12 protein-coding genes are annotated in these 10,598 nt (G+C 70.6%); 11 read left to right on the top strand and 1 reads right to left on the bottom strand.

What is annotated here, in order from left to right:
• Positions 1–14: 14 nt before the first annotated feature.
• Positions 15–1,007: a tRNA lysidine(34) synthetase TilS gene (tilS, locus tag IPV10_RS16385; RefSeq protein ID WP_207485669.1), complete on the top strand. Its 993-nt coding sequence runs from the start codon at positions 15–17 to the stop codon at positions 1,005–1,007.
• Between the two features lie 85 nt (positions 1,008–1,092).
• On the opposite strand, the gene IPV10_RS16380 is transcribed toward tilS, so the two are convergent.
• Positions 1,093–1,689: a DUF937 domain-containing protein gene (locus IPV10_RS16380; RefSeq protein ID WP_207485667.1), complete on the bottom strand. Its 597-nt coding sequence runs from the start codon at positions 1,687–1,689 to the stop codon at positions 1,093–1,095.
• Positions 1,690–1,827: 138 nt separating this feature from the next.
• Between IPV10_RS16380 and hpt the strand changes: the two genes are divergently transcribed.
• From hpt to IPV10_RS16330, 10 genes are all read left to right on the top strand, one after another.
• Positions 1,828–2,379 (top strand): hypoxanthine phosphoribosyltransferase, encoded by a 552-nt coding sequence (gene hpt, locus IPV10_RS16375; protein WP_207485665.1) that lies wholly within the window; start codon positions 1,828–1,830, stop codon positions 2,377–2,379.
• A gap of 83 nt (positions 2,380–2,462) precedes the next feature.
• Complete coding sequence (gene ftsH / locus IPV10_RS16370) at positions 2,463–4,463, top strand: ATP-dependent zinc metalloprotease FtsH (protein WP_207485663.1); 2,001 nt, start codon at positions 2,463–2,465, stop codon at positions 4,461–4,463.
• 2 nt (positions 4,464–4,465) lie between these two features.
• A complete protein-coding gene (folE, locus tag IPV10_RS16365; RefSeq protein ID WP_207485661.1) occupies positions 4,466–5,104 on the top strand; it encodes a GTP cyclohydrolase I in 639 nt (212 codons plus the stop codon).
• Positions 5,101–5,916 (top strand): dihydropteroate synthase, encoded by an 816-nt coding sequence (gene folP, locus IPV10_RS16360; RefSeq protein WP_207485659.1) that lies wholly within the window; start codon positions 5,101–5,103, stop codon positions 5,914–5,916. The genes folE and folP overlap by 4 nt, the downstream gene beginning before the upstream one ends.
• A 4-nt stretch (positions 5,917–5,920) precedes the next feature.
• Complete coding sequence (gene folB / locus IPV10_RS16355; protein ID WP_207485657.1) at positions 5,921–6,316, top strand: dihydroneopterin aldolase; 396 nt, start codon at positions 5,921–5,923, stop codon at positions 6,314–6,316.
• Positions 6,313–6,849: a 2-amino-4-hydroxy-6-hydroxymethyldihydropteridine diphosphokinase gene (gene folK, locus IPV10_RS16350; protein WP_207485655.1), complete on the top strand. Its 537-nt coding sequence runs from the start codon at positions 6,313–6,315 to the stop codon at positions 6,847–6,849. Before folB ends, folK begins: the two co-directional genes overlap by 4 nt.
• Positions 6,849–7,337, top strand: coding sequence for a DUF3180 domain-containing protein (locus tag IPV10_RS16345; RefSeq protein WP_207485653.1), 489 nt, complete (start codon positions 6,849–6,851; stop codon positions 7,335–7,337). The genes folK and IPV10_RS16345 overlap by 1 nt, the downstream gene beginning before the upstream one ends.
• Complete coding sequence (locus IPV10_RS16340; RefSeq protein ID WP_207485651.1) at positions 7,282–7,878, top strand: PH domain-containing protein; 597 nt, start codon at positions 7,282–7,284, stop codon at positions 7,876–7,878. Before IPV10_RS16345 ends, IPV10_RS16340 begins: the two co-directional genes overlap by 56 nt.
• A complete protein-coding gene (locus tag IPV10_RS16335) occupies positions 7,875–9,890 on the top strand; it encodes a PH domain-containing protein (RefSeq protein ID WP_207485649.1) in 2,016 nt (671 codons plus the stop codon). Before IPV10_RS16340 ends, IPV10_RS16335 begins: the two co-directional genes overlap by 4 nt.
• Before the next feature lie 4 nt (positions 9,891–9,894).
• Positions 9,895–10,587: a DUF2520 domain-containing protein gene (locus IPV10_RS16330; protein ID WP_207485671.1), complete on the top strand. Its 693-nt coding sequence runs from the start codon at positions 9,895–9,897 to the stop codon at positions 10,585–10,587.
• Positions 10,588–10,598 lie beyond the last annotated feature (11 nt).

Genomic DNA, 10,598 nt, shown 5'->3' with positions numbered 1-10,598 from the left:
CCTAGCGTGGTGCTGTGCCATCGCTCAATCCCGCCATCGCCGAGATCCGCCTCGCCGTGCGCACCGCGCTCGCCGACCTCCCCGAGGGGGCGACGGTCGTCGTCGCCCTGTCCGGCGGCGCGGACTCGCTCGCGCTCGCCGCCGCCACCGCGTTCGAGGGCCGGGCGCGGGGGATGCAGGTGCACAGCATCACGGTCGACCACGGACTGCAGGCGGGGTCTGCCGACACGGCAGCGGATGCCGCGGCGAAGGCCGAGGCCCTCGGCATCCGCTCGACGATCCTGGCCGTCGACGTGGCACGTGAAGGCGGTCCCGAGGCTGCGGCGCGCGAGGCGCGGTATCGCGCGCTCACGCAGGCGGCGACGGATGCCGGAGCAGACGCCGTCCTCCTCGGTCACACCCTCGACGACCAGGCCGAGACCGTGCTGCTCGGTCTCGCCCGGGGCTCGGGCGCCGCGAGCCTGCAGGGGATGGCGCCCGTGCGCGCCGACGAGGACGGACTTCGCTGGATGAGGCCGCTGCTGGGCGTGCGGCGGCAGACGACGCGCGCGTTCTGCACGGCATCCGCTCTGGACGTCTGGGACGACCCGCACAACGGCGACGACCGATTCAGCCGCGTGCGGGTGCGCGAGCGCGTGCTGCCCGTGCTCGAGACCGAGCTCGGGCCCGGCATCGCCGAGGCGCTGGCCCGCACCGCCGAGCAGCTCCGCGAAGACGCCGAGGCGTTCGACGAGATGATCCACGAGACCATCGAGGACATCGTCGAGCACGCCGAGGCCGGCATCTCGGTCAGCGTCGCGGCGCTCGCCGCGAACCCCGCAGCGCTCCGGAACCGGATCATCCGTCTCGTCGTCGACAGCGAGTTCGGGGCGAGTCTGACGCGGACGCAGACCGTCGAGGTCGCGAGACTCGTGACGGACTGGTCGGGGCAGGGCCCGATCGACCTGCCGGGATGCTCGGCTGTGCGGGCCGGCGGGCGGATCGTGTTCACGGCATCCGGTCGCTGACCGCGGTCAGTCTTCGCTCCCGTCGCGAAAAGGCTCGGCATCCGCGCTGGATGCCGAGCCTTTCTGCGACCGGAGCGAGTCGGGGTTACTTCTTGCCGCCGAAGAGACCGCCGAGGAGATCTCCAATGCCGCCGCCCGAGCCGCTGCCGCCGCCGATCAGGCCGCCGATGATGTCGCCGAGTCCGCCGCCGCCGGTGGCGCCGCCGGATCCGCTGCCGCCGCCGAGGAGACCGCCGATGATGTCGCCGATTCCTCCACCGGACTGCTCGGCGCCGGCACCGGCCTGCCCGGTCTTGCCCTTGGTCGCGTTGGCGATGAGGCCCATGATGATCGGGGCCAGGATCGGCAGGAGCTTGCCGAAGTCGATGCCCGCCGTCTCCTTCGACTGCGTGAGCTGGTCGGTGACCTCCTTCTCCTTCGCTCCGAGGATGTGCGTGACGATCTTGCCGCCGTCGTTCTGGTCGATGTCGTCGACGGTCGCGGCGGGGCCGGAGCCTCCGTGGCGCTTCAGCGCCTCCTCGATCGCCGAGGATCCCTCATCGGTCGACGCGTTCTTCGCGAGTCCGCTCAGCAGCACCGCGCCGCCCTGCTCGACGGCGGCCTTCGCCTCGTCGCGGGAGACACCGAGCTTCGCGGCGATGTCGTCGATCGGCACCTGAGTGAGGATGTCGTCAAGGGCCATGGAGAATCCTTCCGTCGGTGGGCATCCGCCCGTCTCACGCCTCACAGTAGTGCGGATGCCGCGAGGCGGGGAGCGCCCTGCGGCACGATCTGAGGATCCTGAGCCTGAGCATCGGCATCCGTCACCTAAAATCGATCCATGCGCGCCGCTGAGATCCAGGACGACCTTTCCCAGATACTCGTCACAGAGGAGGAGATCCTCGCGAAGCTCGACGAGCTCGCGGCCCGTGTCGCGGTCGACTACGAGGGCAAGGACCTGCTCCTGGTCGGCGTGCTCAAGGGCGCCGTCATGGTGATGGCCGATTTCGCCAGGGCGCTCCCGTACCACGCGCCGATGGACTGGATGGCGGTGTCGAGCTACGGCGCGAGCACCAAGTCGAGCGGCGTCGTGCAGATCCGCAAGGACCTCGACACCGACCTCCACGGCAAGCACGTCCTGATCGTGGAGGACATCATCGACTCCGGCCTCACGCTGAGCTGGCTGCTGGAGAACTTCGGCAGCCGCGGCGCCGAGTCGATCGAGGTGCTCGCGCTGCTGCGCAAGCCGAAGGCGGCGAAGGTCGAGATCGACTGCAAGTACGTGGGGTTCGACATCCCGACGGACTTCGTGGTCGGCTACGGCCTCGACTACAACGAGCGCTACCGCAACCTGCGCGACGTCGCCGTGCTCGCCCCGCACGTATACAGCTGACACAGACGGGTTTTTCGGGGGCGGTACGCCGTGGGTGAACGCACAGCCGCTGCTTAGGGCCCGCGCGATACGCTGATTCGACCATGGATCTGAAGAAGCTCACCCGGAATCCGCTGATCTACGTCGCCCTGATCGGCGTGCTGCTGTTCGGCGGCTTCCTGCTGATCTCGAACCTCGGCGCCCCCAAGCAGATCACGACCCAGGAGGGTCTCGAGCTGCTCTCCGGCAAGACGGTGACCGAGGTCGTCAACACCGACGGCGATCAGCGCGTCGACATGAAGCTGTCGAAGCCGTTCGAGGGCTCCGAGTCGGTGCAGTTCTATTACGTGCAGGCGCGCGCCGTCGACGTGGTCGAGGCGATCGACGCCGCCGAGCCGAAGGAGGGCTTCAACGACGCCGTCCCTCGCGCCACCTGGTTCGACGGATTCCTGTCGCTGCTCCTCCCGCTCGTGCTGCTCGGACTGCTGTTCTGGTGGCTGCTCTCCTCGATGCAGGGCGGCGGCGGCAAGGTCATGCAGTTCGGCAAGTCGAAGGCCAAGCTCGTCAACAAGGAGACCCCCACGGTCACCTTCGCCGACGTCGCCGGTGCCGACGAGGCCATCGAGGAGCTCCACGAGATCAAGGAGTTCCTTCAGGACCCGGCCAAGTTCCAGGCCATCGGCGCCCGCATCCCGAAGGGCGTGCTGCTGTACGGCCCTCCCGGAACCGGAAAGACGCTGCTCGCCCGAGCCGTCGCCGGTGAGGCAGGCGCCCCGTTCTACTCGATTTCCGGTTCCGACTTCGTCGAGATGTTCGTCGGCGTCGGCGCGTCCCGCGTCCGCGACCTCTTCAACGTGGCCAAGGAGAACTCCCCCGCGATCATCTTCATCGACGAGATCGACGCGGTCGGCCGCCACCGCGGCGCCGGTCTCGGCGGCGGCAACGACGAGCGCGAGCAGACGCTGAACCAGATGCTCGTCGAGATGGACGGCTTCGACCCGAACGCGAACGTGATCGTGATCGCGGCCACCAACCGCCCCGACATCCTCGACCCCGCGCTCCTGCGTCCCGGCCGCTTCGACCGCCAGATCGGCGTCGACGCCCCCGACCTCAGGGGCCGCCAGAGGATCCTCGAGGTGCACGCCAAGGGCAAGCCGCTCGCGAAGAGCGTCGACCTCGAGGTCGTCGCTCGCAAGACCCCCGGCTTCACGGGCGCGGATCTTGCCAACGTCCTCAACGAGGCGGCGCTGCTGACCGCGCGCTCGAACGCGCAGCTCGTCGACAACCGCGCTCTCGATGAGGCCATCGACCGCGTGATCGCCGGCCCGCAGCGTCGCACCCGCGTGATGAAGGACAAGGAGAAGCTCATCACCGCGTACCACGAGGGCGGGCACGCGCTCGCCGCGGCGGCGATGAACTACACCGACCCGGTCACGAAGATCACGATCCTGCCGCGTGGCAAGGCCCTCGGCTACACGATGGTGATGCCGCTCGACGACAAGTACTCGGTCACCCGCAACGAGCTGCAGGACCAGCTCACCTACGCGATGGGCGGCCGCGTCGCCGAGGAGATCGTGTTCCACGACCCGACCACCGGCGCCTCGAACGACATCGAGAAGGCCACCTCGATCGCCCGCAAGATGGTCATCGAGTACGGCATGACCACCGAGGTCGGCCCGGTCAAGCTCGGCTCCGAGGGCGGCGAGCCCTTCGCCGGACGCGACATGGGTCGCGGCCGCGCGTACTCCGAGCGGGTCGCAGAGCGGGTCGACGTCGAGGTGCGCGCTCTCATCGAGCAGGCCCACAACGAGGCGTACGCGGTGATCAGCGAGAACCGCGACATCCTCGACCGGCTGGCACTCGCGCTGCTCGAGGAGGAGACCCTCGATCACAACCGGATCGCCGAGATCTTCACCGAGGTGAAGAAGCTTCCCGAGCGTCCGCTCTGGCTCTCGAGCGAGGACCGCCCCGTGTCCGAGCGCCCTCCGATCGATGTGCCGAAGAAGGACGTCTCGCTCGCGGCATCCGTCGAGGCGCCGACCGCCGTACCGCGCACCCAGCCAGGATCGGCGGGTGCCGGTCAGGCTCGACCAGCGACGGCCTGACGGTGGCCGTCGACCGCGCGCGCGTCGAACGGCTCACCCGTGAGCTGCTCGAAGCCGTCGGGGAGGACCCGGATCGTCCCGGTCTGAAGCAGACCCCCGTGCGCATGGCGGAGCTCTACACCGAGTTCTTCCACGGAGTGGGGGAGGATGCCGCGGCACCGCTCGCCCGCACGATCAGCGTGACCCGCGGCCCCGCCCCTGACACGCTTCCCTCCGGCGCCGTGCTGCTGCGCGACATCCTCTTCCGCTCGGTGTGCGAGCACCATCTGCTGCCCTTCGCGGGGCACGCCCACATCGCGTATCTGCCGGGGGAGCAGGTCGTCGGCCTCGGTGCGCTGGTGCGCGTCGTGGAGATCCTCGCGGCGCGCCCGCAGGTGCAGGAGCGGCTCGGCGAGCAGATCGCCGACACCATCGCCGAGCACCTCGACACCCGCGGAGTGCTCGTCGTGCTCGACGCGAGCCACGGCTGCGTCACGATGCGCGGCGGGCGCCAGCCCGCGGCATCCACCCTCACGATCGCCGCGCGCGGCGAGTACACGGATGCCGTCGCACGCACCGAGCTCATCGCCCTGATCGGCGCACGCGTTCCGGTCGCCGAGCGGCCGGAGCGGGACGAGACGCAGGGGGTTCCGCACCCATGACCGGCATCTGGGGCATCGTCAACGTCACGCCCGACTCGTTCAGCGACGGCGGGCGCTTCTTCGACGTCGACCGCGCCGTGGCGCACGGCCTGCGGCTGCGTGCGGACGGGGCCACCGTCCTCGACGTCGGCGGTGAATCCACCCGTCCCGGCGCCGAGCGGGTCGGCGCAGCCGTCGAGCAGGAGCGCGTGATCCCGGTGATCGAGGTGCTCGCGGCCGCCGGCGCTCCCGTGAGCGTCGACACCCTCAACGCCGCGACGGCCGCGGCCGCGGTGCGGGCCGGTGCGCGGATCGTGAACGACGTCTCGGGGGGGCTCGCCGACCCCGAGATGCGCGCGGCCGTCGCCGAGTCCGGCGCGGACTACGCGATCGGCCACTGGCGCGGATTCTCCGCTGACATGTACGCGCACGCCGACTACCGACGGGTCGCCCGCGAGGTCGCCGGCGAGCTCAAGGAGCGGATCGGCGAGGCCGCGGCATCCGGCATCGCACCGTCCCGCCTGATCGTCGACCCCGGGATCGGGTTCGCGAAGGCCGGGCGGCAGAACTGGGACGTGCTGCGGGGCCTGGACGAGATCGTCGCCCTCGGACCCCGGGTGCTCATCGGAACCTCACGCAAGAGATTCCTCGTGGAGACCCTTCGGTCGGCTGAAGGATCCGGCGAGGACGCCGAGATCCCGGAGTCGCGCCGCGATCTCGCGACCGCGGTGACGAGCGCCCTCGCCCTGCGCGCCGGCGTCTGGGCGGTGCGGGTGCACGACGTCGCCGCCACCCGCGATGCCCTCGCCATCGCGCACGCCTGGGAGGGTTAGGGACATGGACTTCATCGACGAGATCGCGCTGACCGGGCTCACGGTGTTCGGACGCCACGGCGTCTACGACCACGAGCGCGAGAACGGTCAGGAGTTCACGATCGACGTGCGCCTGCGGCTTCCGCTGCAGCGGGCCGCGGCATCCGACGACGTCGCCGACACCGTGCACTACGGCGAGCTCGCCGAGAAGGTGGCCGCCGTGGTCGCCGGCGAGCCGGTCAACCTCATCGAGACCCTCGCGGCGCGCATCGCGGATGTCGCCCTCGAGGACGAGCGCGTGGAGTTCGCAACCGTCACGGTGCACAAGCCGCATGCACCCATCCCTCTCACCTTCGCCGACGTGTCGGTGACCGTGACCCGCGGGCGTCCCCATTCGGCCGTAGAGTTCTCGGCATCATGAGTCGCAATCTCACCATCCCGCCCGACATCCCGCCGTCTCGGACAGGACGAGAGGACGCCGTCGCCGTCGTCGCCCTCGGCGCGAACCTGGGCGACCGGGAGGCGACGATCAGGCACGCGGCGGAGCGCATCGCGCGGCTGCCGCTGGTGAGCGACGTCCGGCTGTCGCGGATGTTCGAGACCGTGGCGCTGCGGCTCGACGGTCCCGACCCGGAGGCGCCCGGCTACGTCAACGCGGTGGCGCTGGTCACCACGCGACTGGCGCCGCAGATCCTCCTCGGCATGCTGCACGCGATCGAGGACGAGAGCGGGCGCGAGCGGCGGGAGCGGTGGGGCGACCGCACGCTCGACCTCGATCTGATCATGTACGGCGACGATGTCGCCGACGAGCCGCATCTGCAGCTGCCGCATCCGCGCGCCGCCGAGCGGCTGTTCGTGCTGGAACCCTGGCTCGACCTCGACCCCGACGCCGAGCTCGCGGGCCACGGCCGCGTCGACGCGCTCGTCGCCGGCCTCCGGGCACGGTCCGAGTGATGAAGCGCACCTCTGCCGGACTCCTCGTCGTGCTCGCGCTGTTCGCGACCGGCGCCGGCTTCCTGCTCGACCAGGTCCTGACCGCGTCGGGCCGGGCGACGTTCACGCCGTCGCTGCTGCTGCCCGTGCTGCTGCTGCTGATCGCCGCGGCGACCGTCGCGCTGGCCTGGCCCGTGCGCAGGAGCGTGCGCAGCGGCATCCGCATCGATCCGTTCCGCGCCCTGCGCGCGGCGACCCTGGCGCGGGCGTCGAGCCTGCTCGGCGCGATCATGACCGGCTTCGGAGCCGGGCTCCTGCTGTTCCTCGTGTCGCGCCCGATCGATCCCCAGGTAGGGTCGACTGTGGCGATGCTGGCCCTGATCGGGAGCTCGATCGTGCTCGTGATCGCCGCTCTCATCGCCGAACAGTTCTGCACCCTGCCGAAGGATCCTGATGACTCAGAACCCAGAGATCGACCCGCTGAACCAGGCTCACCCCACTTCAGCTGAGGGCGCCGAGCGCACGGCGCTCGACCAGGGGACGTACTCGCAGCTGCGCACGGTTCGCAGCGACGCGCGGCTGGAGCTGGACGGCGCGTGGCATCAGATCTCGCCGCGGTACGTCGCGTCGCAGATCGTGCAGAACGCGCTGTTCATCGCCGGCGTCGCGGTGGTCGCCCTCGTGCTCGCCTTCGCGATGGAGCAGACCTGGGCACTGATCCCGGCCGGCGTCGTCGTGCTGATCACCCTGATCACGCTGATCATCCTTCCCCGTCAGGCGAAGGCCATCGGCTACATGCTCCGCGCCGACGACATCGTGTTCCGCAAGGGCATCCTCTGGCAGCGGATGATCGCCGTGCCCTATGGCCGGATGCAGCTCGTCGACATCACGCAGGGCCCGCTCGACCGGGCATTCGGCATCTCCCAGCTCAAGATGGTCACGGCCGCAGCCACCACCGGGGTGCAGATCCCGGGACTCACGCAGGCCGCGGCCGAGGCCCTGCGGGACACGCTCATCGAGGTGGCCGAGACCCGCCGGACCGGCCTGTGAGCGAGCACTCGGTCCCTCCGGTCGCGCCGGCTCAGCAGCAGGCGGCCGCGCCTGCGAACCTCGCCGACGGCGAGTGGCACCGGATGCATCCGCTCACCCCGCTCTTCAAGGGCGGGCTGGCACTGATCGTCATCGCGGGCTTCCTGATCGCGAATCTGCGTGACCAGTTCATCGCCTGGCTGATCCGCATCTTCTCGCCGGACACCGACTACGAGGACTACAACGGCGGCGACCCCGTCGACTGGGTGGTCTCCAACAATCTCGCGCTCTTCGCCGTGCTCGGCGTGCTGGTGCTGGTCATCGTCCTCGTCGTCGTCTTCTGGTTCGTCTGGCGCTTCCAGCAGTTCCGCATCACCGGCGACCACGTCGAGGTGCGCAAGGGCATCATCTTCCGCTCGCACCGGCGCGCACCGCTCGACCGTGTGCAGGGCGTGAACCTCACCCGGCCGTTCCCGGCCAGGATCATCGGCCTCGCCAAGCTCGAGGTCGTCGGCGCGGGCACCGACGCGAACGTCGAGCTCGATTACCTCGCCACCGCGCGGGCGGAGTCGGTGCGGGCAGACATCCTGCGACTCGCCTCGGGTGCGCGCGCCGCGCGCCAGGCCGCGGCGAACGCGGCATCGGGCGTCCCGGCGGCGGATGCCGCGGCATCCGCCGCACCGGCATCCGCTCGTTCCCAGATCGTCGGCTCCGTCAATGCGGGCGTCAACGGGCTCATCACCGGCGTCGACCTCGCCGACGTCGCACCCGAGAGCGTCGTGAGGATTCCGACCGGACGGCTGATCGGATCGCAGCTCATCTCGAGCGTGCTGTGGATACTGTTCTTCGGCGCCATCTTCGTCGTCGCGATGAGCGCCGTGCTGATCGGGGCGATCCTCGACGACGAACCCGAGATCGGCTTCATCAGGGTCGGTCTCGGCCTCGGCATGGGGATCCCGCTCGTCATCGCCGTGGTCGGCATCACCTGGGCGCAGATCTCCAAGTCGCTGCGCTATTCGATCGCCCCCACGCCGGACGGCGTGCGCATCACGTACGGCCTGCTCACCACGGTGACCGAGACGCTGCCGCCCGGTCGCATCTTCGCGGTGGAGGTGTCGCAGTCGCTGCTGTGGCGGCCGTTCGGCTGGTGGACCATCAAGATCAACCGCATGGGCGGCAAGAGCGCGGCGCAGCAGCAGTCGGGCAGCGCGCAGCAGTTCAACGTCGTGCTGCCGGTGGGCAAGCGCGCCGACGTCGAGCGCGTGCTGGGTCTGATCCTGCCCGACGCGCCGGTCGCGGACATCCCGCTGGTGTGGGAGCACGGCATCCTCGGTCCGATCGCGGGCGACCCGTACCGCACCATGCCGGGGCGCGCCTGGTGGCGCCGGCCGGTGTCGTGGAGGAGGCACGGCTACGCCGTCACCGAGTTCGGGCTGCTGCTGCGGCGCGGCACGATCTGGCGCAAGCTCGCGATCTTCCCGCTCGCGCGCCTGCAGGGAGTCTCGCTCTCGCAGGGACCCATCGATCGTGCGCAGCGCGTCTCGGGCGCTCAGGTGCACTCCGTGCAGGGGCCGATCACCGGCATCCTCTCCGGTCTCGAGCGTGATGACGCGCTGGAACTGCTGAAGGGCGTCAGCCGCGCCGCGGTTCTCGCCGCCGATCACGATCACAGCCACCGCTGGGGAGAGCACCAGGCGGATGCTGCGGCGCAGGTCGCGCCACCTGCCGGGTATCCGGTGATGGCGCCGGCTGCTCCGGTGTCGACGATCGCTCCGGCCGGGTATCCGTCGATGCCTCCCGCTCCGCCGGTTCCGCCTGCTGGGTACCCGACGCAGCCGCCTGCTCCGCCGGTTCCGCCTGCTCCCGCGGGTTATCCGGCACAGCCTCCGACCGGTCAGCCGGTCCCCCTTCCGCCGCCGGTTGGGCCTGCGGCGCCCCCGGCCGCTCCGGCCGCTCCGCCGGTTCCGCCTGTCGCGCCGGTGAATCCCCCGCCGGCTCCACCCGCGGGGCCGCCGGCTCAGAGCGGTGAGTGAGCCGATGCGCCGTGACGGGCGCCTCGGCGTCGGCATCATCGGCGCCGGCAGAGTCGGCCCAGTGATCGGCGCGGCGCTCGCCGGTGCGGGGCATGCCGTCACCGGCATCACGACCGGTTCCGACGACGAGCGAGCCTCGGCCGTCCTCCCAGGGGTGCCGGTGCTCGACGCCCTCGAGGTGGTGCGACGGAGCGAGCTGGTGATCCTCGCGGTGCCGCGCGATCAGCTCGCCGAGCTCGTGGCCGGCATCGCCGAGGTCGGCGGGTGGCAGATCGGGCAGCTCGTGCTGCACACCGATCCGGGTCACGGCATCGACGTGCTGCGTCCGGCCGCCGAGCGCGGCGCCATCCCGCTCGCGGTGCACCCGGCGATCACGTTCACCGGCACCTCGATCGACCTGCGGCAGCTGCAGGCGAGCTATGCGGCGGTGACCGCGCCCGCCGCGGTGCTGCCCATCGCGCAGGCCCTCGCCGTCGAGATGGGATGCGAGCCCGTCGTGATCGCCGAGGCGGATCGTCGCGCATACGCCGACGCCATCGAGACGGTGACCGCGTTCTCCCGCTCGCTCATCGGGCAGTCGACGGCGCAGCTGCGCGACATCGGCGTGGAGAACCCCGGCGGCTATCTCTCGGCGCTCGTGCAGTCCACCGTAGAGCGGGCTCTGCGTGAGGCATCCGATCCTCCTCCACTGATCTGACGACGAGCCCC

Origin of the sequence: Microbacterium sp. SD291 (assembly GCF_017355365.1) — a bacterium.
Classification (GTDB): domain Bacteria; phylum Actinomycetota; class Actinomycetes; order Actinomycetales; family Microbacteriaceae; genus Microbacterium.
This window is presented reverse-complemented; position numbering and strand designations above follow the sequence as displayed.

Bases quoted from the DNA above. Each gene is read 5' to 3' on its own strand.
- IPV10_RS16340 (WP_207485651.1), top strand. From the start codon at position 7,282: ATGACTCAGAACCCAGAGATCGACCCGCTGAACCAGGCTCACCCCACT.
- folB (WP_207485657.1), top strand. From the start codon at position 5,921: ATGGACTTCATCGACGAGATCGCGCTGACCGGGCTCACGGTGTTCGGA.
- IPV10_RS16330 (WP_207485671.1), top strand. From the start codon at position 9,895: ATGCGCCGTGACGGGCGCCTCGGCGTCGGCATCATCGGCGCCGGCAGA.
- hpt (WP_207485665.1), top strand. From the start codon at position 1,828: ATGCGCGCCGCTGAGATCCAGGACGACCTTTCCCAGATACTCGTCACA.
- IPV10_RS16345 (WP_207485653.1), top strand. From the start codon at position 6,849: ATGAAGCGCACCTCTGCCGGACTCCTCGTCGTGCTCGCGCTGTTCGCG.
- folK (WP_207485655.1), top strand. From the start codon at position 6,313: ATGAGTCGCAATCTCACCATCCCGCCCGACATCCCGCCGTCTCGGACA.
- ftsH (WP_207485663.1), top strand. From the start codon at position 2,463: ATGGATCTGAAGAAGCTCACCCGGAATCCGCTGATCTACGTCGCCCTG.
- IPV10_RS16380 (WP_207485667.1), bottom strand. From the start codon at position 1,689: ATGGCCCTTGACGACATCCTCACTCAGGTGCCGATCGACGACATCGCC.
- folP (WP_207485659.1), top strand. From the start codon at position 5,101: ATGACCGGCATCTGGGGCATCGTCAACGTCACGCCCGACTCGTTCAGC.